This is a genomic window from Nocardia higoensis (genome assembly GCF_015477835.1).
Lineage (GTDB): Bacteria > Actinomycetota > Actinomycetes > Mycobacteriales > Mycobacteriaceae > Nocardia > Nocardia higoensis_A.
Map to the genome: position 1 here is coordinate 214843 of NZ_JADLQN010000006.1, position 21573 is coordinate 236415.

Consider the following 21573-nt stretch of genomic DNA (forward strand, 5'->3'; position numbering starts at 1 on the left):
CCCGATGTCCGACGCCCGGACCGCCCGGACATCGGACATCCGAGAAGGCACGACATCCGAGAACATCGACTTCAGGGGATGACATGACGATTCTGACCGAGACCGAGAACGGCCCGCTGGTCCTGAGCCCCGAGCAGGTGCAGCAGCTCGGCGAGGAACTGGAGGAACTGCGCCGGCGCATCGTCGCCGACCTCGGCGAGCGTGACCGCGAGTACATCTACTCGATCATCAAGGCACAGCGCGGTTTCGAGCTCGCCGGGCGCGGCCTGATGTACCTGGGCTTTCTGCCTCCGGTGTGGCTGGCCGCCGTCGCGGCGCTGAGCGTGTCCAAGATCTTGGACAACATGGAGATCGGGCACAACGTGATGCACGGTCAGTACGACTGGATGCGCGAACCCGATCTGAACTCGCGTGAGTTCGAATGGGACACCGTGTGCCCGGCCGATCAGTGGAAGCACTCGCACAACTACCTGCACCACACCTTCACCAACATCCACGGCAAGGACCGCGACATCGGCTACGGCATCCTGCGGATGGATCAGGGGCAGGAGTGGAATCCCTACTACCTCGGCAATCCGATCTACGCCTTCGCGCTGATGATGCTGTTCGAGTGGGGCGTCATGCTGCACGACGCCGAGGCCGACAACATCGTCAAGGGTAAGCGCTCCTGGAAGGATCTGAAGCCGCTGGTCAAGGGCTGGTGGCGGAAGGCGGGCAAGCAGGCGCTCAAGGACTACGTCATCTTCCCGGCGCTGACCGGACCGCTGGCGATCAGCACGCTGGCGGGCAATGTCACGGCGAACCTGGTGCGCAACGTCTGGGCCTACTCGATCATCTTCTGCGGACACTTCCCCTCCGGCGTACAGACGTTCACCGAGGAAGAGACGGCCGAGGAGACGAAGGGCGAATGGTACGTCCGGCAGATGCTCGGCTCGGCCAACATCAGCGGTAGCAGGCTGTTCCACATCATGAGCGGCAACCTCTCGCACCAGATCGAGCACCACCTGTTCCCTGACCTGCCCGCGAACCGGTATCCGGACATCGCGCCGGAGGTACGCGCGCTGTGTGAGAAGTACGGGCTGCCGTATCAGACCGGCCCGTTGCATACCCAGCTCCTGGATGTCTGGCGCAAGATTTTCGTGCTCGCCCTGCCGCCTCGCTGGAGCAGATCCGAACAGGCACCCGGTGTTATCGTGGTACGTCAGAAGACGACGACCGAAGTGGGCGCGCGATGATCGGAAAATTCGAAGCCAACAAGGATCTGATCCAGGAATTGACATCCTCGGGAGCGCGGCACGTCGGAAATATCGCGACCATCATCACCGCTACGGTGGCCGACGTGACCCGCGAGATCGGTGAGTGGGTCACCGACGCCATCGAGATGAACGAGGCGGCGCACGCCGCGCGCCGGGATGCGAAGGAATCGGCGGCAGCCGGCTCGGAGGGAGCCCTCGCCGATCCCGGTCCCGTCGGCGCCGACGCATTCGATCTGCTCGATGCCGGGGCGGTCGAGTCCGGGCCCGCCGAGCCAGGTTCGCACGATCAGCACCGCATGGACGAGCGGCACTGATCCCGTCGGCGTCGAGTACGGCCCCGCAGAGTCGGGCCCCGACGTCGGTTGCCCCCTGCCCTGCCGGTCCGTCCCTCAGTGGACCGGCAGGCGCCTGCGATTCTGGACCACCTCGGTGACCAGATCCTGGGAGCCGTCGGCGAGCTCGGCCAGCCGGGTCCATTGCAGGTGGGCGTCGGTGCGCGACAACGGCTCCCGTCGCTGTCTCGGCAGGTCCGAACCGATGCAGGCCTGGGCGGCCACCCACTTCGCGGCCATCCGGTCGATGACCGCGCCGAGGGTCTCGGTGTGCAGCGACGCGCCGTGCCGATGCACCACATGGGTGGCGACCCAGGCGTTGATCCGGTCCACCAGCGTGGCGCGCTCGCGGTCGATGTCCTCGACGACGGCGGCGGAGACGATCGCCGCCGACACCGCGGCACCGTCGCAGTCGCGCGCCAGGGCCAGGGCGCGCTGCCTGCGTTCGTGGCAATCGGCCAGCGCGCGGGCGGTCGCCAGGACAGGGTGGGCTCGCGCGGGCAGGTCCGCGGTCTCGCGCAGTGCCTGTAGCAGCGCCGAACGCGGTGGCAGCGCACCTGTTTCGGTCCATCCCGCATGGGTCGGCATTCAGTTGCCCCCTGTGTCGACGGTTTTCGTGTGAAGTGCCCGGAATCGGTTCCCTCAGAAAAGCGTGACCCGCCACCCCCGTGCAACGGTTCTGCGCACAATTCGCCGATGTGCGGGCCAATTGTTATCGAGTGCGACGCGGACTTCACCCCGAATACACGCTCACGGAGCCGAGTTCGGGCGCGGGCATTCTCGCGGCTACCTGTTCGGCGCAGTAGCCTTCGCGCCGCTCTCCGATCGGCTAACCTCGATATTCGTGTCCGCCTATGTGTCCTCGCCGGAGCTGACGTTCGGCTTTCTGTTCGCGCTGGAAGACCCCGAGCGAATCGCCGAGGTCGTGCGCAATCTCATCGTTCGCAAAACCGTGTCGGTGTTCCGTCTGGCGCGGCTGTCCGACGACGGCGGGCCGCCGGAACGCTACGTGGTGAACTGGGCGACCATCCCGCAGATCAACATCACCACCGCTGCTCCGGAGGCCGACGAACTGCGGGCGAGGGGCACGATGCTGGTGAACGCCTTCCTCGGTGAGGACGGTGAGGTGAGCCTGTACTCAGCGCACGGCGAGTCCTCCGCCTGACCCGGGCGGCACCTCCGCGGCGACAGGTGGCGGCGGTATCGAGTACAGCCGTGCACCGGCCCGCGCTTGTGAGGTACCGAACTCGGCGGCGGGGTGGGGAGATTTCCGCGAAAGCCCAGCGCGCGATCACGCGCAGTGTTAGAAACGCAGGCGCTTCACAAGCGCGGAGGGCTCGCGCGGGGGCAGGAAGGATCCTCGATGTCTGTCGCCGAGACCAACGTGTTCGAAGAACTGGAATCCAATGTCCGCGGCTACTGCCGGTCGTGGCCCACGATCTTCGACACCGCGAGCGGATCTGTGCTGCGCGACGAGCGTGGCCGCGAGTATCTGGACTTCTTCGCCGGGGCGGGTGCGCTGAACTACGGGCACAACAACCCGGTGCTCAAGCGGGCGCTGATCGACTACATCGCCCGGGACGGCCTCACTCACGGTCTGGACATGTCGACGGTGGCCAAGGGTGCGCTGCTCGAGGCGCTGCGCGAGCTGGTCCTGCGGCCGCGCGGGCTGGACTACAAGGTGCAGTTCCCCGGCCCGACCGGCGCGAACGCGGTGGAGGCCGCACTCAAGCTCGCCCGCAAGGTGACCGGCCGCCAGACGGTGCTCAACTTCACCAACGCGTTCCATGGCATGACCCTCGGCGCGCTGTCGGTCACCGGCAACGCGGCCAAGCGCGCGGGCGCCGGGGTTCCGCTGCCGCATGCCACGCCGATGCCCTACGACGGCTTCCTCGGCGAGGGTGACGGTCTGGGCTGGATGTGCCGGATGCTCGACGATTCGTCCTCCGGGTTGGACAAACCCGCGGCGGTGATCGTGGAGACCGTGCAGGGCGAGGGCGGAGTCAATGTCGCCGGGGTCGAGTGGCTGCGCACGCTGGCGCAGCTGTGCCGTAGCCGCGGCATCCTGTTGATCGTCGACGACGTGCAGATGGGGTGTGGCCGGACCGGGCCGTTCTTCTCCTTCGAGGTCGCGGGCATCACCCCCGATATCGTGACACTGTCGAAGTCGATCGGCGGATACGGCCTGCCGATGGCACTGGTGCTGATGCGTCCGGAACTAGACCAGTGGGCTCCCGGCGAGCACAACGGCACCTTCCGGGGCAACAATCCGGCCTTCGTCACCGCCCGGGTCGCGCTCGAGCACTATTGGTCCGACGACGCGCTGGAGCGGGCCACGGCGGTCAAGGCCGACGTGATGTGGACCGGGCTGGAGCGCATCGCTCGGGCGGGAGACGGCATCTCGGTGCGCGGCCGTGGGCTGGTGCAGGGTCTGGTGTTCGCCGATTCCTCGCGGGCGGCCAAGGTCTGCCGCGCCGCCTTCGACCGCGGGTTGCTGGTGGAGACCTCGGGATCGGTGGACGAGGTGGTCAAGCTGATCCCGCCGTTGACCATCGGCGACGACGAACTGGCGCGCGGCTTGGACGTGCTGGCCGATTCGGTCGCCGCGGTGTGCGACTGAGTCGCTGGAGAAGATGCGCTGGATGTTCCAGGCGCAGACCGTCGAGCCTGAGCAGGCTCCCGGCGGCCGGTGCGGGGCGCGAGGACCGGTGGGTTGTCGCGCCGCCCGTCGCCGGGCACTCGTAGGGTGGGCCGGTGATCCGCACAGCCGCCTTCGCCCATGTCCGTGACCGCAGACTCCTGCAGACGCGATCGACAGGCAAAGAGGTGTTCTACATGGCCGGCGGCAAGATCGACCCGGGGGAGACGCCGGATGAGGCCCTGCGCCGGGAGGTGCGCGAGGAACTCGGTGTCGCGGTCGCGCACCACCACCGCCTCGGCGTCTTCGAGGCCGAGGCGTTCGGGCACGCGCCCGGCGTGCGCCTGCACATGACCTGCTTCACCGGTGAACTCGACGGTGACCCCCGGCCCAGCGGCGAGATCGCCGAACTGCGCTATTTCACGGTCGGCGAGTACGCCCGCATGCGGCACGTCGCGCCCGGATCCCTGCTGGTCTTCCAGCGCCTTCACGACATGGGATCGATCGACTGGTAGGCCCTCGCGGCCGGGGAAGAGTCCGCCCCGCCCCACGCGTGTCGGAGGCGGACAGCCGAAAACCTGGACGATCGTTATACTTACGCCCGGTGGACAGCAAGGCCGTGCGACGGTCATGGTGGACGCACTGCCTCCGTAGCTCAGTTGGATAGAGCAAGGGCCTTCTAATCCCTAGGTCGCAGGTTCGATTCCTGCCGGGGGCGCGACGCCGCGCCGGTGCACACACTGCACCGGACTCCCTGTGCGTACCCGGTGTACGCATCGCGCAAACGCCGATTTTCTTCTCCGCCCCGAGGGGCAGCCAAACCCGCCACGGTGTGGCCCCGATCATCCAACTACGCTCAGTCGTATGTCCTCACCCCCGGAGCCAGCCGAAGCCACCGCTGCGCGGGACGCCACGCGAAGCGCGGCGGTAGGGCGCTTCGCCACCGCGACGGTGTTCTCGGGCGCGGCGGCGGTGTTCTGCGGCGCGGTGGCCGCGGTGACGGCGGCACTGGTCGTCGGGCTCTCGGCGGCCCAGGCGCTGACTCTGCTCGGCATTCCCGATCCCGGTGCGATGACCACCTACGGATTGCCCGCGGTCCGGGCACTGGCCGATCTGGCCGCCGCGCTCACCGTCGGTTCACTGGTGTTCGCCGCGTTCCTGGTGCCGCCGCAAGGCAACGGCCTGCTCGACGCGGGCGGTTACCGCGCTGTGCGGATGGCCTCCAACTTCGCCTTGGTGTGGGCGTGCTGCGCGGCGCTGCTGGCGCCGCTGACGGTGTCCGAGACCACCGGCAGGCCGGTCGGGCAGATCTGGCGGCCCGCGGAGCTGTGGGGGGCCATCGGCCAGATCGAGGTCGCGCAGGCCTGGCGTACGACGGTGGCGCTGGCGTTGATCGTCGCGATCGGCGCCCGGCTGGCCCTGCGCTGGGGCTGGACCCCGATCCTGCTCGGCGTCTCGATCCTGACCATGCTGCCGCTGGCGCTGACCGGACATTCGTCCTCCGGCGGCTCGCACGACGTGGCGACCAACAGCCTCATCCTGCATCTGATCGCGGTCGCGGTCTGGGTGGGCGGGCTGTTCGCGGTGCTGGCCTACGCGCTGCGCGGCGGGGTGTACACCGGGCTGGCGGCCCGGCGCTTCTCCCTGGCGGCCACCGCCGCGTTCGTGGTGATCGCCGTCAGCGGCGTGATCAACTCCTGGGTCCGACTGCCGTTCTCGGAACTGTTCACCAGTACCTACGGGCGGCTCGTCCTGGTGAAGGTGCTGGCGCTGATCGTGCTCGGAGTGCTCGGCTGGTTCCAGCGCCGGGCGGCGCTGCCCGCGCTGGAAGCGAATCCGCGGGACCGGGGCGCGCTCATCCGGTTCGCCGGTGTCGAAGTCCTGATCTTCGCCGCCACCATCGGCCTGGCGGTCGGTCTCGGCCGGACCCCGCCTCCGCCGCCGGTCTCGGTGCCGACCCCGGTGGAAGTGGAACTCGGCTACGACCTCGCCGGTCCGCCGACGGTGGCCAGGATCCTGTTCGACTGGCGCTTCGACCTGATCTTCGGCACGCTCGCGATCGTGCTCGCCGCGCTGTATCTGCTCGGGGTGCGCAGGCTGCGCAAGCGCGGAGACGCCTGGCCGGTCGGACGCACCGTCGCCTGGCTGTCGGCGTGCGCGCTGCTGCTGATCACGACGTCCTCGGGCATCGGCCGGTATGCCCCCGCCATGTTCAGCGTGCACATGATGCAGCACATGTCGCTGTCGATGCTGACGCCGATCCTGTTCGCGCTGGGCGGCGCGGTGACACTGGCATTGCGGGCCCTGCCGCCCGCGGGCCGCGGCGCCCCGCCGGGACCGCGCGAATGGGTCCTGCAGGCCGTGCACAATCCGGTGGCCCGGGTGCTGACCCAGCCGATCGTGGCCTCGGTGATCTTCGTCGTCGGTTTCTACGCGCTCTACATGGGCGGCATCTACGACTCGATCGTCGACTCGCACGCCGCGCACCTGTTCATGAACCTGCACTTCCTGATCAGCGGCTATCTCTTCTACTGGGTCGTGATCGGTATCGATCCCAAGCCGCGCCAGGTGGAGCCGCTGACCAAACTGGGCATGGTGTTCGGCTCCCTGCCTTTCCACGCCTTCTTCGGTGTGGCGCTGATGAGCATGTCCACGGTGATGGGCGGCTGGTTCTTCCGCAGCCTCGGCCTGGACTGGCACACCGACCTGCTCGGCGATCAGCGGACGGGCGGCAGCCTGGCCTGGGCCAGCGGCGAGGTGCCGTTGGTGGTAGTCATGTTGGCGCTGCTCATCCAGTGGTCACGCAGCGACCAGCGCGCGGCCAAACGCTACGACCGCGCGGCCGACCGCGACGACGACGCCGAGCTGGCCGCCTACAACGCGATGTACGCCGAGCTCGCCCGGCAGGACGGCGCGGGCAAGCGCGAGGCGGGCGCTTGACCGAGCTCGACACCGCGCCGGCCTCCGGCGCATCCGATCGGCTCGTGCGTTCGGATGTCCGCGCCGCGCGGCGCAGACTGACGGGCCGGATCAGGAAGACCCCGGTGCTGCACACCTCGGTGGCCGGTCCGAACGGGCCGGTCCCGGTCACCCTGAAGCTGGAATATCTGCAGCACGCGGGCACGTTCAAAGTGCGAGGGATGCTCAACGCGATGCTCGCGACCGAGGCCGGCGGGCACGTGCTGCTCGCCTCCTCCGGCAATTCCGGCATCGCGGCCGCACTGGTCGCCGCCTGGTTGGGCAAGACCTGCACCGTGGTGGTGCCCGAATCGGCGCCGCACACCAAGGTCGCGGCCATGTGGTCGCACGGCGCCGAGGTGCTCTGGTTCGGCACCACCTACCGCGACGCCGAAACGCACGCCCGCGTATTGGCCGCCGAACGCGGGGCGCTGTTGCTGCATGCCTACGACCAGACCGATCTGGTGGCGGGCTCGGGGGTGCTCGGCCTCGAACTCGAGGAGCAGGTGCGTGGCAGGCCGCCGGTGCTCGCGGCGGTCGGCGGTGGCGCCCTGGTGGCGGGGCTGGCGGCGGCGTACGGGCGCAGGCAGCGCGTGATCGGGGTGGAGCCCGCGGGCATGCCCGCGCTGCGCGCCGCCCTGACCGCCGAGGCGCCGGTCGAGGTCGGACCCGCGCCCACCGGGAGCGACGCGCTCGGCGCGGGTCGCGTCGGCGATCTCGCGCTGTGCCTGGCCCGCCGCTACGACGTGTCCGCTCTGCTGGTCACCGAGGACGCGATCGCCACCGCGCGCGAGTACCTGTGGCGCGAGTTCCGTATCGTGGTGGAGTCGGCGGGTGCGGCCGCACTGGCCGCCGTCCAGAGCGGCGCGTACGTCCCCGCGGGCGGCGAACGTCCGGTCGTGGTGCTCTGCGGGGCGAACACCGACACCACCGGTCTGTGACCCTCGGCTCGGTGTCCTCGCGACCACCCGCCCGAACCCCCGCTCCGTCCCGCCCCACTGTCCCGCCTCCGGCGAGTACCCCTGTTCCCTGACCGATAGGCTTGCGTATATGGCTGAGTTCATTTATCAGATGAAGAAGGTTCGGAAGGCGCACGGCGACAAAGTCGTGCTCGACGATGTCACCTTGAACTTCCTTCCCGGCGCCAAGATCGGCGTCGTCGGTCCGAACGGCGCGGGTAAATCCACCGTGCTGAGGATCATGGCCGGACTGGACCAGCCGAACAACGGTGAGGCGTTCCTCGCGCCCGGCGCCACCGTCGGCATCCTCCAGCAGGAGCCGCCGTTGAACGAGGAGAAGACCGTTCGCGGCAACGTCGAGGAGGGCCTCGGCGAGGTCAAGGTCAAGCTGGACCGGTTCAACGAGATCGCCGAACTCATGGCGACCGACTACTCCGACGAGCTGATGGAGGAGATGGGCAAGCTCCAGGAGTTCCTCGACCACGCCGACGCGTGGGATGTGGACTCCCAGTTGGAGCAGGCCATGGACGCCCTGCGCTGCCCGCCGCCGGACGAGCCGGTCACCAACCTCTCCGGTGGTGAGCGCCGCCGTGTCGCGCTGTGCAAGCTGCTGCTGAGCAAGCCCGACCTGCTGCTGCTCGACGAGCCGACCAACCACCTCGACGCCGAGTCGGTGCTGTGGCTCGAGCAGCACCTCGCCCAGTACCCCGGCGCCGTGCTCGCGGTGACCCACGACCGGTACTTCCTCGACAATGTCGCCGGCTGGATCATGGAGCTCGACCGGGGCCGGGCCTATCCCTACGAGGGCAACTACTCCACCTACCTGGAGAAGAAGGCCGAGCGCCTCGAGGTCCAGGGCAAGAAGGACCAGAAGCTGCAGAAGCGGCTCAAGGAAGAACTCGCCTGGGTCCGCTCCGGCGCCAAGGCCCGCCAGGCCAAGAACAAGGCTCGACTGGGTCGCTACGAGGAGATGGCGGCCGAGGCGGAGAAGATGCGCAAGCTCGACTTCGAGGAGATCCAGATCCCCGCGGGCCCGCGCCTGGGCAATGTGGTGGTCGAGGTCGAACACCTGGACAAGGGTTTCGGCGACCGTCAGCTGATCAAGGATCTGTCGTTCACGTTGCCGCGCAACGGCATCGTCGGCGTCATCGGGCCCAATGGCGTCGGCAAGACGACGTTGTTCAAGACCATCGTCGGTCTCGAATCGCCCGACAGCGGCACGGTCAAGGTCGGCGACACGGTCAAGCTCAGCTACGTCGACCAGAACCGCGCGGGCATCGACCCGAAGAAGACGGTGTGGCAGGTGGTCTCCGACGGCCTGGACTTCATCGAGGTCGGTCAGCAGGAGATGCCCTCGCGCGCGTACGTGTCCGCGTTCGGCTTCAAGGGCCCGGATCAGCAGAAGCCCGCGGGCGTGCTCTCCGGCGGTGAGCGCAACCGCCTGAACCTGGCGCTGACCCTCAAGCAGGGCGGCAACCTGATCCTGCTCGACGAGCCCACCAACGACCTCGACGTCGAGACGCTGAGTTCGCTGGAGAACGCGCTGGAGAACTTCCCCGGTTGCGCCGTGGTCATCTCCCACGACCGCTGGTTCCTGGACCGCACCTGCACCCACATCCTCGCGTGGGAGGGCGACTCCGACAACGAGGCCAAGTGGTTCTGGTTCGAGGGCAACTTCGAGGCATACGAGGCGAACAAGATCGAGCGCCTCGGCCCGGAGGCGGCGCGCCCGCACCGGGTGACGCACCGCAAGCTGACCCGCGACTGACCCTCGACGGGCTTCTCCCGGCACGGTGATCCGACGCCGGACGCGGCCTCGGATCGCACGCTGCGTTCAGGGGGCGAGACGGTTAACCGTCTCGCCCCCTGTCGTTTTCACCTGTAAGACACATTCCCGGATGGAAGTGGCTAAGGTGGGCCGAGTGCATGCGCAGGCGCGTTCCGGTGCCCCGGCAGTCCTCATCGCGATCGCGTCGACGTGAGGTAACCCCGGGTTCGATCGGGGGCTGTGCCGGAAGCCGAACCGTGTGGAGAGGCACCGGCGTTTCGGCGGTGGGACGGTATTCCGCTGCCGTGCGCGTGCGGCACAGCTACCCTTCGGACTGCGTCACTTTGTTGCGGAATCCGATCCGAGGGAGTTGGCGAAGAAAATGACGGTCTCGTCCGAATTGTCCGGTGCGGCCTGGGCCGCGAGTTTGCCGCATCCGCTGCGCGAGGAGCTGGCAAATCTCGAGCGGGCGTATTTCCGCCACGTCGACGCGGACGATGTGGACAGCGTGGTCACCGGTCTGTCGCTGATCTTCCAGCGACATCTGGAACTGGCGGCGACGCGTCCGGCGGGGCGCGCGCTGATCCGGGTCCACCATCCGGAAGAGAACACAGCCGACACGGGCACCACGGACGGCCCGGGTATCGGCGCTGCTGTCCAGGTGGTCACCGACGACATGCCGTTGCTCGTCGACTCGATCACCGCCGCGGTGAGCCGCGCCGGTGCGAGCATCACCGAGGTCATCCACCCCATCTTCGACGTCGAACGCGACGGCGAGGGGCATCTGCTGGCCGCCGCCGCGCACGAGGTCGAGACGAGATCCGGCCTGAGCGCGGGCGAAGGCGCCGCCCTGCGCCGCGAGTCGTGGATCCACCTGCAACTGCAGCCCACCGATCGCGCGGTGCTCGAAGGACTCGCCGACACACTGCGCAACGTGATCGCCGACGTGCGTCAGGTGGTCGCCGACCGCGGGGCGATCGAGCAGGCACAGCGCGCGCTCGCCGACGAACTGGACCGGCGCGCCGCGGCGGACGGTGGCCCGTTCCCGGCCCAGGACCTCACCGACACCGCGGCGCTGCTGCGCTGGCTGGCCGGCGGCTACTTCACCGTGCTCGGCTACGCGCGCTATCGGCTGCACAGTGTCGGTGGGCGCACGGTCACCGACCTGGTCGACGGGACCTGCCTGGGCGTGCTCCGCCCCGATGTCGGCACCGACTTCCGAGTGCCGGTCAACGGTGCGGACCGCCCGCTGCTGATGCTGACCCAGGGGCTCGTTCCGGCCACCGTGCACCGCTCGGTGTACCCGTACTTCGTCGGTGTCGCCGATGTCGACGCCGCCGGCGCGGTCGTCGGCGAGCACCTGTTCATCGGCGTGTTCACGGTGACCGCGGTCCACGAGAACGTGCTCGACATCCCGGTCATCTCGCGCCGGGTGCGCAGCGCGATCGAGGGCAGCGGGTTCGACCTGGAGTCCTACTCCGGGCAGGCCATGCTCGAGGTCATCCAGTCGTTCCCTCGCACCGAGCTGTTCTCCTCCGACGCGCAGACCATGCGCCGCACCGCCGAAGCCGTGCTGAACGTCGGTCTGCGCAGACAGGTTCGGCTGTTCCTGCGCGCGGACACCCACGGCCGGTTCGTGGCCTGCCTGGTGTACCTGCCCCGCGACCGCTACACCACCCACGTGCGCCTGAGCATGCAGGAGATCCTGGTGCGTGAACTGGGCGGTGATTCCATCGACTACTCCGCGCGCGTCAGCGAAAGCGAGTTGGCGAGTGTGTATTTCACCGTCCGGATCCCCGGCGCCGAAACCGGTGGACCGGACCGCGCGGCCATCCTGGCCCGCACCTCCGAGGAGAATCGCAAGCGCATCGAGGGCCTGCTCGCCGAGGCCAGCCGCACCTGGGCCGATCACCTGCTCGAACTGGTCGCCACCACGCCGGTGCTCGATCCCGAAGTGGTGCAGGAGTATTCGACCGCCTTCCCGGAGTCCTACAAGCAGGACTTCACGCCCGCCCGCGCGTTGCGCGACATCGCCCGGCTGGAGCGGCTCACCGAGGGCGCCATCGACCAGCACCTCTACCGGATTCCCGACGCCGAGCCCGGCGCGTGGCGGTTCGCGCTGGCGGTGTGCGGGGCCGGAATCTCGCTGAGCCAGGTGCTTCCGGTACTGCAGAGCCTGGGGCTCGAGGTCGTCGACGAGCGGCCCTACCGGGTGCGAGTGGAGCCGGAACGCTGGATCTACGACTTCGGGGTGCTGGCCCGTCAGGAGTTGCTGCGCAGCGCGCTCGACACCGATCTCGACGCCGAGCTGCTGGAGTCGGCCGCGGGCGAGGGCAGCGGTCTGCGGCAACGGTTCGTCGATGCCGTGGCGGCGATGTGGCACGGCCGCGCCGAAGCCGACGGACTCAACGAACTGGTGTTGCGTGCCCGGCTGCCGTGGCGCGCGGTCGCCATGCTGCGCGCCTACGCGAAATACCTTCAGCAGGCCGGCTTCCCGTATTCGCAGATCAATATCGCGCGGGTGCTGCTGGCCCATCCGGACATCGCCGCGCTACTGGTCGATCTGTTCGCCGCCCGCTTCGATCCCGGCACCTGCTCGGCCGAGCGTGCCGTCGAGTGCGAGGCGCAGCTGCGCCTGCGTATCGACGAGGTGGTCAGCCTGGACGCCGACCGTATCCTGCGCGCCATCCTCGGCCTGATCAAGGCCACCCTGCGTACGAACTTCTACACCACCGACGTCGACGGCGCCCCCCGCGCCTACATCTCGATGAAGGTCGAACCGCGCGAGATCGCCGAATTGCCCAAGCCGAAACCGCAGTTCGAGATCTTCGTCTACTCCCCGCGGGTGGAGGGCGTGCACCTGCGTTTCGGCTCGGTGGCGCGCGGCGGCCTGCGCTGGTCGGACCGCCTGGAGGATTTCCGCACCGAGATCCTGGGTCTGGTGAAGGCGCAGGCGGTGAAGAACGCCGTGATCGTCCCGGTCGGCGCCAAGGGTGGCTTCGTGGTCAAGCAGCCACCGCAGCCGACCGGTGACCCGGGCGCCGACCGTCAGGCGCTGACCGCCGAGGGCGTGGAGTGCTACCGCATCTTCATCTCCGGACTGCTCGATCTCACCGACAATGTCGATCTGGCCACCGGCGCGGTGGTGCCCCCGGCACGGGTGGTGCGTCACGACGGTGACGACACCTACCTGGTGGTCGCCGCCGACAAGGGCACCGCCAGCTTCTCCGACATCGCCAATGCCGTGGCGATCGACTACGGCTTCTGGCTGGGCGACGCCTTCGCCTCCGGCGGCTCGGCCGGTTACGACCACAAGGCGATGGGTATCACCGCGCGCGGGGCGTGGGAGAGCGTCAAACGCCACTTCCGCGAGATGGGGATCGACACCCAGAGCGAAGACTTCACCGTGGTGGGCATCGGTGACATGAGCGGTGACGTGTTCGGCAACGGCATGCTGCTGTCCGAGCACGTCCGCCTGGTCGCCGCGTTCGACCACCGGCACATCTTCCTCGACCCGAATCCCGATGCGGCGCGGTCCTATCGGGAACGGCAGCGCCTGTTCGCCCTGCCGCGGTCGAGTTGGGCCGACTACGATCGCGCACTGATCAGCGAGGGCGGCGGGGTATGGGATCGCACCGTGAAAGCGGTGCCGATCAGCCCGCAGGCCCGGGCCGCTCTCGGGCTGCCCGACGGCGTGACCTCGCTCGCGCCGCCGGAGCTGGTGCGCGCGATCCTGCTCGCGCCTGCGCAACTGCTGTGGAACGGCGGTATCGGCACCTACATCAAGGCGTCCACCGAGACCAACGCCGAGGTCGGCGACAAGTCCAACGATCCGGTCCGGGTCGACGGCAGGGATCTGCGCGTCGCGGTGATCGGTGAGGGCGGCAATCTGGGCGCCACCGCGCGCGGGCGCATCGAGTTCTGCCGGGCGGGCGGCAAGATGAACACCGACGCGTTGGACAACTCGGCCGGGGTGGACTGCTCCGATCACGAGGTCAACATCAAGGTCCTGCTGGACGGCGTGGTCAGCGCCGGGCTGCTCCCGGTGGCGGAGCGCAATCCGCTGCTGGCCTCGATGACCGACGAGGTCGCCCGGATGGTGTTGCGCGACAACGTCTCCCAGAACTTCCTGATGGGGCTGGCGCGGTTCGAGTCGACTCGGATGACCAATGTCAACGCCCGGCTGATCACCGACCTCGAAGAGCGCCGGGGCCTGGACCGCGAACTCGAGGCGTTGCCCTCGAAGACGGAGATGAAGCGCCGCGTGGCCAACGGCGAGGGCCTGCTCTCCCCGGAGCTGGCGAATCTGATGGCGCACGTGAAGCTTTCGCTCAAGTCCGACCTGCTCGACTCCGACCTGCCCGATCAGGCGTACTTCGCCGCACGGTTGCCGGAGTATTTCCCCGAGCCGATGCGCGAGCGGTTCGGCGCGGCGATCAAGCGGCACCGGCTGCGCCGCGAGATCGTCACCACCATGCTGGTCAACGAGATGGTGGACTACGGCGGCATCAGCTACGCCTTCCGGCTCAACGAGGAGAACGGCGCGTCCGCCAGCGACGCGGTGCGCGCGTTCGCCGCGGCGGTCGAGATCTTCGGCCTGCGCGAGGTGTGGGAACGCATCCGCGCGGCCGATGTCCCGGTCGCCGTGCGCGACGAACTGGAACTCGAGACCAAACGCACCCTGGACCGGGCCTCGCGCTGGCTGCTCAACAACCGTCCGCAGCCCATCGCGGTCGGCGCGGAGGTCAACCGGTATCGCGACGGCGTGCGGGAACTCGCGCCGAAGGTGTCCACGTGGCTGCGCGGCCATCACATCCTCAGCGTCACCGAACAGGCCGACGAACTGGTCAGGCGCGGTGCGCCGCGTGAGCTGGCCACCGAGGTCTACGGCCTGCTGAACCAGTTCCCGCTGCTGGACGTCCTCGACATCGCCGACATCACCGATCGCGACGGCGACGAGGTCGGCGCGATGTACTACGCGCTCAACGACCACCTCAAGATCGACTGGCTGCTCGCGGCGATCTCCGACCTCGAGCGCGGCGACCGCTGGCACGCACTGGCCCGGCTCGCGGTGCGCGACGACATGTACTCCTCGCTGCGCTCGCTGACCCTCGACGTGCTCTCGGCCGGTGATCCGGAGGAGACCGCCGAGGAGAAGATCCAGTACTGGGAGTCGAAGAATCAGTCCAGGCTGGGGCGCGCGCGGGCGGCGCTGGCCGAGATCTTCGAATCCGGGGCACACGATCTGGCCGGTCTCTCGGTGGCCGCGCGGCAGGTTCGCAGCATGGTGAGCGGGGTGGGCGCCCAGTCGTAGACCCGCGGGCTCGGCGTCGATATATGTCACAATCGCGCGCCCCGGACCTGCGCCGGGGCGTGCGACTGGCCTACCCTTGATGCCCGGGTCCGGCGTGTAGCGGGGCCGGAAGCGGGCTATCCACGGAGGTACCAGGTGACGAGTGCGTCGAACGGCAGTGTCCATGCGACCGGCGGTGCCGACGCCAACGGCGGGACTCTGCTGCTGCCCAGGCGTTTCCACGCGAAGGTGGACATCCGCTGGTCCGATATGGACGTGTTCCAGCACGTCAACCACGCGCGCATGGTGACCCTGCTGGAAGAGGCGCGTATTCCGTGGCTGTTCGAGGACGGCAGGCCGACCGCGCCGCTGCGGGCGGGCTGTGTGCTCGTCGACCTCCACGTGCGTTATCGCGGTCAGCTACGCCACGAGGACACCCCGCTCGACATCGCCATGTGGATCAAGCAGCTGCGTGCGGTGGACTTCACCGTCGGTTACGAGGTGCGCGCCGCGGGCGCCGCACCCGGCTCGCCCGCCGCGGTGGTCGCCGCCACCCAGATCGCCGCCTTCGACATCGAGACCCAGCGTCTGCGCCGGATCACCCCGGCCGAACACGATTACCTGGCGGAGTGGATGGACGAGTGAGCGGGCAGCCGGTGCTGCACGTCGCCGATCCCGCCGAACGCGAGAATCTGGCGGCCTTCCTCGGCCACGCCCTGCGCCTGGACGAAGCCGCGCCGGTGCGTCTGCGCCGCCGCGGCGACGGGTACGTGTCGGCCTGGGTGACGACCGGCTTCGATACCCTCGCGGTCCGCACGGTGGCCGGTGACCTCGGTGTGGCCGACACGACCGTCGGTGCCGACCTGGTGCAGGCCGGTCTGCGCGCCGGCGGCGCGGTCGACCTCGGCTACGCCATGGACTCCGCCTGGCGCGGGGCGCTGCCGCCCACCGAGGGGTTCGTCCACATCGACGACCTGCCCGCCCGCACACTGGTCGAACTCTCCGAGCGCGGCGTCGCGCTGGCCAAGGAACACGGCGGCAAGCACGGGCCGCCCGCAGGTCTGCTCGACCAGACCGTCGTCACGGTCTCGGGAGGGCAGACGGAGGTCGAGATTCCCATGCGCGTCGTCTTCGCCCTGACCGCGATGGACTTCATCCCGCACTCCGGAGACCGCGTCGAATCGCCGCGCATCGCCGCCACCGAGATGGTCCGGGTCCGCGCGACCGGCAGCTGGTTGCGCATCGACGCCCGCTTCGGGTCGGTCGCCCGCCGTCGCGGCGGAGGCATCCCGCTGTTCGCGAACTGACTCGGCGCTTCCGGCCGAGGTTCGTCGGCATATTCCGCGCAGCGGGCCCTACGATCCTCCCGGTGGCCCGGTGGCCCGGTGGCCCGGTGGCCCGGTGGCCCGGTGGCCCGGTGGCCCGGTGGCCCGGTGGCCCGGTGGCCCGGTGGCCCGGTGGCCCGGTGGCCCGGTGGCCCGGTGAACCGGCTCAGGGCAGGCCGAGGAGCCGGAGCAGGGTGGTGGTCGCGGCCGCGGCGAGGACGATGACCAGCAGCGGGCTGCGTCGCCAGGCGAACAGGCCCGCGACCCCGACGCCGACCGGCATGGCTATCCCGATCTCCCCGGTGCCCAACGGCAGCATCGTGACGGCGGCCAGGGCCGCGAGCAGGACCACAGCGCCGGTCTCGAGCAGCCGGCGGGCGTGATCGGGCAAGCGCACCCGACTGCGCAATGCGGGTCCGGCCCAGCGGAAGGCGTAGGTGCCGACGGCGAGCGCGACCACACCGGCGCCGAGCATCATGACGGCTCCCGCGCCGCTGGAACGGGTTCGCGGCGCAGGCGCAGCGGGGCGTAGACGAGGCCGGTGAGGGCGAGGAGCACGGGGAGTCCGGCGGGGAGCAACGGTGAACTGACCAGGGCGACGACGATGCCGATCGCGACGGCGCCGAACGTGACTCGGTCGCGCAGGGCGGGCAGCACCAGGGCCACGAGGACGGCGGGGAAGACCGCGTCCAAGCCCAGGGCAGCGGTGTCGGGGACCAGAGTGCCCAGCCCGACGCCCAGTGCCGCGCCGAGCGGCCAGACCGCGAGCACGCCGAGGCCGCCGGCCCAGTACACCGCCGTGCGCCGGGTGTGGTCGGATTCGGCCAGGGCGAGTGCGACGGATTCGTCGTTCATCACGTGCACGCCGAGCAGGCGTCGGGGGCCGGTGCCGATCACGTCGGGAATCGACAGGCCGTAGGGCAGGTGCCTGGCATTGACCAGCAGTCCGGCCAGTGCGGCAGCGATCGGGCTGCCACCCGCGGCGATGATCCCGAGGAACAGGAATTCCGCGCCGCCGGCGAGAACGACGGTGGCGAGCAGGACCGGCAGCCACGCGGGCAAGCCCTGGGCCACGGCGGTCGTGCCGTAGGAGATGCCGATCACGCCGACGGCCGAGCACAACGCGGCGATGCCCAGTGCGGTGTCCCGACCGAGTGTTCGCCATATCGAACGCATGTTTCTTATGGTGAACGTTCCGGGCCGGTGCGGTCAAATGGGGCCGGCGCATTCGCCGAGCGGGCGGCGCTCGTGTGATGGTGGAGACGTCCATGCGGCGTCGCGGGTGTGATCGCTGTGATGTTCGGTGAGCGGGCGATGTTCGGTGAGCGGGCGATGCTCGGTGAGGGAGGCGGTGTGACCGAGAGCGAGTCGAAGACCGCGGGCGCCGCGGCGCAGGTGGCGGGTGCCGTCCCGGCGGCCCCGCAGGAGATCATCGCGCGATCGCTGCGCCGGGAGCGGGCGCGGGCGGGCCTGTCGCTGAGCGAAGTCGCCCAGCGCGCGGGAATCGCGAAATCGACGCTGTCGCAACTGGAATCGGGCAACGGCAATCCCAGTATCGAAACACTGTGGGCGCTGTGCGTAGCCCTGGACATGCCGTTCTCCCGGCTGCTCGACCCGCCCCGCCCGGCCGTCCAGGTCATCCGCGCAGGCGAAGGGCCGGTGGTGGCCGCCGAACAATCGGACTACCGCGCGACCCTGCTCAGTGCGGGCCCGGCGAACGCCCGCCGCGATGTCTACCGCATCACCGCGGAACCCGGCCGGGCCCGCGTCTCCCAGCCGCACACGGCGGGCGTGATCGAGCACATCCTGCTCGCCGCCGGCCGAGCGCGGGTCGGGCCGGCCGACGAACCGATCGAACTCCACGCCGGCGACTACATCTCCTACCCGGGCGACGCGGGCCATGTCTTCGAAGCGCTCGAATCGGGGACCTGGGCGACGATGGTCGTCGAGACCCCCTGACGGCTCTACCGCCTCCGAACCCTCAGGCAGCCCCTTCGCCGAGGTACTGCAACCACACCGGATCCAGTTCGGCGGTGGTGGACAGCAGCCGCCAGTGCGGGCCCTTGGGGGAGACGAGCGGTGTGCGCAACGTCCAGCCCAACTCGCTGAGCAACTTGTCGGCTTTGCGGTGGTTGCACGGCGCGCAGCTGGCGACGCAGTTCTCCCAGGAGTGCTCGCCACCGCGGCTGCGCGGCACGACGTGGTCGATGGTCTCGGCCTTGCCGCCGCAGTAACCGCACCGGTAGCGGTCGCGGTGCATGAGCGCGGCCCGGGTCATGGGCACCCGCGCGCGATAGGGCACACGCACATAGGTGCGCAGGCGGATCACCGAGGGCACGGTCAGCTCCGCCCCCGCGGAACGCACGGTCGATCCTTCGGGATCGTGGTGCACGGTGTCGGCCTTGTCGCAGATGAGCAGGACGATCGCCCGCCGGGCGGAGAGCGCGGTCAGCGGCTCGTAGGTGGCATTCAGCAGAAGCACCCGGCGCCTGGACCAACCGAGTGCGAGAGAATCGGCGCCGTTCGGCACCGGAACGAGATGGCCGTGCTCGGCACGGCGGGAAGCGTCACCGGGATGGGATGGTCCCGGGTGATGGTCGGACAGAATATGCAGCGGAATAGCCCCCGACCCACGATTGTGGACGTCGGCGGGCTTCAGTTGTCGATGGGTCCTGGCCTCCGGTGATCGGCCGTGTCGCTGCTTCATTCGGTGACCCCGATTCGGTCATCTCGAGGTGGAAAGACTGCCAACAATCTGACCATGAACCCCGGGTGTTTGCACGGTGATTTCGCACAATGTTCGGTGAACTGCCGTCGAAGCGCGGCCCACCGGCGACCTGCGCGAGCCCTGCGCCCGTCGCGGCCCGGCGCGCGCGGGCACAATGGACCGTGGCGTTACCTGCGATCGAAAGGATCCGATGAGTTCCGGCGAACAGACGGCGACCTCGTTCTACGACGCGGTCGGCGGTGCGGAGACGTTCCACCGCCTCGTCGCGGTGTTCTACCGCGAGGTGGCCGCCGACGAGATCCTGCGCCCGCTCTATCCGGAAGCCGATCTCGGTCCCGCCGAACGGCGCATGCGGATGTTCCTCGAACAGTATTGGGGCGGCCCCCGCACCTACTCCGACGAGCGCGGACATCCCCGGCTGCGGATGCGGCACATGCCGTTCACGGTGGGCCCGCTGCAGCGTGACGCCTGGCTGCGCTGCATGCGTATCGCGATCGCCGAGATCGAACCGGACGTGCTCGACGACGAGCACCGCAAGGCGCTGCTGGACTACTTCGAGATGGCCGCGAACTCGCTGATGAACTCGCCGATCTGACCGAGTCGGGTGTGAGCGTCCGCACGCCTGTCGCGCGTCCGGCGGCGGGTTCCGGCACCATGGCGGGGTGAGCCTCGACGGACTGACACCGGCGCCCGACAGCGAACCCGCCGCCGATCGCGACCGCACCTGGTGGCGCTCGGCGGTCTTCTACCAGGTCTATCCGCGCTCGTTCGCCGACTCCGGCGACGACGGCGTCGGCGATCTGGGCGGTATCCGCGACCGGCTCGGCTACCTCGCCGACCTCGGCGTCGACGCCCTGTGGATCTGCCCGGTGATGCGTTCGCCGATGGCCGACGGCGGCTACGACGTGTCCGACCCGCGAGACATCGACCCGCTCTTCGGCGGCATGTCGGCGATGAACGCGCTCGTCGCCGAAGCCCACGCCCGCGGCATCAAGATCACGATGGACCTGGTGCCCAACCACACCAGCGACCGTCATCCCTGGTTCGCCGCCGCGTTGGCGGCCGCGCCGGACAGCCCGGAACGCGCCCGCTACCTCTTCCGCGACGGCCGCGGCGCGCAGGGCGAACTGCCGCCCAACAACTGGCCGAGCATCTTCGGCGGCCCGGCCTGGACCCGGGTCACCGAACCGGACGGGCGGCCGGGCCAGTGGTACCTGCACCTGTTCGCCCCCGAACAGCCCGATCTGAACTGGGACAATCCCGAGGTCGTCGCCGATTTCGAGCAGACCCTGCGATTCTGGCTCGACCGCGGGGTGGACGGGTTCCGCATCGACGTCGCGCACGGCATGGCCAAGCCCGCCGACCTGCCCGACCTCGCGCAGGTCAACACCAAGATGCTGATCCACGACGACAGCGACCCGCGTTTCAACAATCCGGACGTGCACGACATCCACCGCGGCATCCGCAAGGTGCTCGACGAGTACCCGCACGCGGTCGTCATCGGTGAGGTGTGGGTGGACGACAATGTCCGCTTCGGCGAGTACGTGCGCCCGGACGAACTGCATCTGGCGTTCAACTTCCGGCTCGCCGAGACACCGTTCGACGCCGCGGCCGTGCGCGAGGCGGTGCACAACTCGCTGGCGGCGGTCGCCGAGGTCGGGGCTCCGGCCACCTGGACGCTGTCCAACCACGACATCGAGCGCGAGGTCACCCGCTACGGCGGCGGGGCGGTAGGGCTCGCGCGGGCCAGGGCGATGGTGCTGGTAGAACTCGCGCTGCCCGGCGCGGTCTTCCTCTACAACGGCTCCGAACTGGGGCTGCCCAATGTCGACGACCTGCCCGAGGACGTGCTGCAGGATCCGGTCTGGGAGCGATCGGGCCACACCGAACGCGGCCGGGACGGGTGCCGCGTGCCGATCCCGTGGCGCGGGACCACCCCGCCGTTCGGCTTCACCGCCGGCCCGGACTCCTGGCTGCCGATCCCGCCGGAGTGGGCCGGACTGACCGTCGAGTCCCAGCTTCGCGACCCGGGATCGATGCTGTCCCTGTGCCGCGCCGCCATCGAATTGCGTGGCAGCCGAACGGAATTCGCTGGCGACATGGTCGAATGGATCGATGCCGCCGCTCCCGGCGTGCTGGTCTTTCGGCGCCCCGGCGGACTGGTGTGCGTGCTCAACACCACCGACGAGCCGGTTGTGTTGCCGCACGGGGAGTTGTTGCTCTCCAGCGCGCCCTCGGCGGACGGGCGGTTGGCGCCGAATGCCGCAGCGTTGCTCGTGTGAGTCCACCGCGACATCGCAGGCGCAGCTTGCCGGC

At 69.3% G+C, this 21573-nt stretch carries 18 protein-coding genes and 1 tRNA gene; 15 read left to right on the forward strand and 4 right to left on the reverse strand.

Features of this window, described 5'->3' with window-relative positions; genetic code table 11:
• The first annotated feature begins 83 nt into the window (after window positions 1-83).
• Window positions 84-1235 (forward strand): fatty acid desaturase family protein, encoded by a 1152-nt coding sequence (locus IU449_RS24965; protein ID WP_195004583.1) that lies wholly within the window; start codon window positions 84-86, stop codon window positions 1233-1235.
• The gene (locus tag IU449_RS29285; RefSeq protein WP_228805664.1) at window positions 1232-1570 is read left to right on the forward strand and encodes a hypothetical protein; all 339 of its coding nucleotides are present in this window, start codon (window positions 1232-1234) and stop codon (window positions 1568-1570) included. Before IU449_RS24965 ends, IU449_RS29285 begins: the two co-directional genes overlap by 4 nt.
• A 75-nt stretch (window positions 1571-1645) precedes the next feature.
• Here the strand turns inward: IU449_RS29285 and IU449_RS24975 are convergent, their stop codons facing one another.
• Entirely contained in the window at window positions 1646-2176 is a 531-nt protein-coding gene (locus IU449_RS24975; protein WP_195004584.1) for a DUF4254 domain-containing protein, read from the reverse strand.
• 256 nt (window positions 2177-2432) lie between these two features.
• On the opposite strand from IU449_RS24975, the gene IU449_RS24980 reads away from it, so the two are divergent.
• The 10 genes from IU449_RS24980 (at window position 2433) to IU449_RS25025 (ending at window position 16511) form a co-directional block, all read left to right on the forward strand.
• On the forward strand, window positions 2433-2753 hold the full coding sequence (locus IU449_RS24980) for a hypothetical protein (RefSeq protein ID WP_195004585.1): 321 nt from the start codon (window positions 2433-2435) through the stop codon (window positions 2751-2753).
• 198 nt (window positions 2754-2951) lie between these two features.
• On the forward strand, window positions 2952-4208 hold the full coding sequence (gene ectB / locus IU449_RS24985) for a diaminobutyrate--2-oxoglutarate transaminase (RefSeq protein WP_195004586.1): 1257 nt from the start codon (window positions 2952-2954) through the stop codon (window positions 4206-4208).
• Between the two features lie 134 nt (window positions 4209-4342).
• A complete protein-coding gene (locus IU449_RS24990; protein ID WP_195004587.1) occupies window positions 4343-4741 on the forward strand; it encodes an NUDIX hydrolase in 399 nt (132 codons plus the stop codon).
• Window positions 4742-4870: 129 nt separating this feature from the next.
• Window positions 4871-4944: transfer RNA gene (locus tag IU449_RS24995), tRNA-Arg, on the forward strand.
• Window positions 4945-5090: 146 nt separating this feature from the next.
• The gene (locus tag IU449_RS25000) at window positions 5091-7166 is read left to right on the forward strand and encodes a cytochrome c oxidase assembly protein (protein WP_195004588.1); all 2076 of its coding nucleotides are present in this window, start codon (window positions 5091-5093) and stop codon (window positions 7164-7166) included.
• Window positions 7163-8125: a serine/threonine dehydratase gene (locus IU449_RS25005; RefSeq protein WP_195004589.1), complete on the forward strand. Its 963-nt coding sequence runs from the start codon at window positions 7163-7165 to the stop codon at window positions 8123-8125. The genes IU449_RS25000 and IU449_RS25005 overlap by 4 nt, the downstream gene beginning before the upstream one ends.
• A gap of 109 nt (window positions 8126-8234) precedes the next feature.
• Complete coding sequence (gene ettA / locus IU449_RS25010; protein WP_195004590.1) at window positions 8235-9911, forward strand: energy-dependent translational throttle protein EttA; 1677 nt, start codon at window positions 8235-8237, stop codon at window positions 9909-9911.
• 382 nt (window positions 9912-10293) lie between these two features.
• Window positions 10294-15225, forward strand: coding sequence for an NAD-glutamate dehydrogenase (locus IU449_RS25015; RefSeq protein ID WP_195004591.1), 4932 nt, complete (start codon window positions 10294-10296; stop codon window positions 15223-15225).
• A gap of 198 nt (window positions 15226-15423) precedes the next feature.
• Window positions 15424-15849 carry an acyl-CoA thioesterase gene (locus IU449_RS25020; RefSeq protein WP_228805708.1) on the forward strand — a complete coding sequence of 142 codons (426 nt, stop codon included), beginning with the start codon at window positions 15424-15426 and terminating at the stop codon, window positions 15847-15849.
• Window positions 15846-16511: a hypothetical protein gene (locus IU449_RS25025; protein ID WP_195004592.1), complete on the forward strand. Its 666-nt coding sequence runs from the start codon at window positions 15846-15848 to the stop codon at window positions 16509-16511. The genes IU449_RS25020 and IU449_RS25025 overlap by 4 nt, the downstream gene beginning before the upstream one ends.
• A gap of 184 nt (window positions 16512-16695) precedes the next feature.
• Here the strand turns inward: IU449_RS25025 and IU449_RS25030 are convergent, their stop codons facing one another.
• Both IU449_RS25030 and IU449_RS25035 read right to left on the reverse strand, forming a co-directional pair.
• Window positions 16696-17007: an AzlD domain-containing protein gene (locus IU449_RS25030; protein WP_195004593.1), complete on the reverse strand. Its 312-nt coding sequence runs from the start codon at window positions 17005-17007 to the stop codon at window positions 16696-16698.
• The gene (locus tag IU449_RS25035; RefSeq protein ID WP_195004594.1) at window positions 17004-17705 is read right to left on the reverse strand and encodes an AzlC family ABC transporter permease; all 702 of its coding nucleotides are present in this window, start codon (window positions 17703-17705) and stop codon (window positions 17004-17006) included. The genes IU449_RS25030 and IU449_RS25035 overlap by 4 nt, the downstream gene beginning before the upstream one ends.
• Before the next feature lie 219 nt (window positions 17706-17924).
• On the opposite strand from IU449_RS25035, the gene IU449_RS25040 reads away from it, so the two are divergent.
• Window positions 17925-18488: an XRE family transcriptional regulator gene (locus IU449_RS25040; RefSeq protein WP_324188430.1), complete on the forward strand. Its 564-nt coding sequence runs from the start codon at window positions 17925-17927 to the stop codon at window positions 18486-18488.
• Between the two features lie 22 nt (window positions 18489-18510).
• Here IU449_RS25040 and IU449_RS25045 read toward each other — a convergent pair whose 3' ends face one another.
• On the reverse strand, window positions 18511-19236 hold the full coding sequence (locus IU449_RS25045; RefSeq protein WP_195004595.1) for an HNH endonuclease: 726 nt from the start codon (window positions 19234-19236) through the stop codon (window positions 18511-18513).
• Between the two features lie 211 nt (window positions 19237-19447).
• On the opposite strand from IU449_RS25045, the gene IU449_RS25050 reads away from it, so the two are divergent.
• Window positions 19448-19852, forward strand: coding sequence for a globin (locus IU449_RS25050; RefSeq protein WP_067861213.1), 405 nt, complete (start codon window positions 19448-19450; stop codon window positions 19850-19852).
• 82 nt (window positions 19853-19934) lie between these two features.
• Entirely contained in the window at window positions 19935-21539 is a 1605-nt protein-coding gene (locus tag IU449_RS25055; RefSeq protein ID WP_195004642.1) for a glycoside hydrolase family 13 protein, read from the forward strand.
• Window positions 21540-21573 lie beyond the last annotated feature (34 nt).

Coding starts and splice junctions, on each gene's coding strand:
- IU449_RS29285 (WP_228805664.1), top strand. CDS start 1,232: ATGATCGGAAAATTCGAAGCCAACAAGGATCTGATCCAGGAATTGACA.
- IU449_RS25050 (WP_067861213.1), top strand. CDS start 19,448: ATGAGTTCCGGCGAACAGACGGCGACCTCGTTCTACGACGCGGTCGGC.
- IU449_RS25045 (WP_195004595.1), bottom strand. CDS start 19,236: ATGAAGCAGCGACACGGCCGATCACCGGAGGCCAGGACCCATCGACAA.
- IU449_RS25035 (WP_195004594.1), bottom strand. CDS start 17,705: ATGCGTTCGATATGGCGAACACTCGGTCGGGACACCGCACTGGGCATC.
- IU449_RS25015 (WP_195004591.1), top strand. CDS start 10,294: ATGACGGTCTCGTCCGAATTGTCCGGTGCGGCCTGGGCCGCGAGTTTG.
- IU449_RS24965 (WP_195004583.1), top strand. CDS start 84: ATGACGATTCTGACCGAGACCGAGAACGGCCCGCTGGTCCTGAGCCCC.
- IU449_RS25000 (WP_195004588.1), top strand. CDS start 5,091: ATGTCCTCACCCCCGGAGCCAGCCGAAGCCACCGCTGCGCGGGACGCC.
- ectB (WP_195004586.1), top strand. CDS start 2,952: ATGTCTGTCGCCGAGACCAACGTGTTCGAAGAACTGGAATCCAATGTC.
- IU449_RS25030 (WP_195004593.1), bottom strand. CDS start 17,007: ATGATGCTCGGCGCCGGTGTGGTCGCGCTCGCCGTCGGCACCTACGCC.
- IU449_RS24975 (WP_195004584.1), bottom strand. CDS start 2,176: ATGCCGACCCATGCGGGATGGACCGAAACAGGTGCGCTGCCACCGCGT.
- ettA (WP_195004590.1), top strand. CDS start 8,235: ATGGCTGAGTTCATTTATCAGATGAAGAAGGTTCGGAAGGCGCACGGC.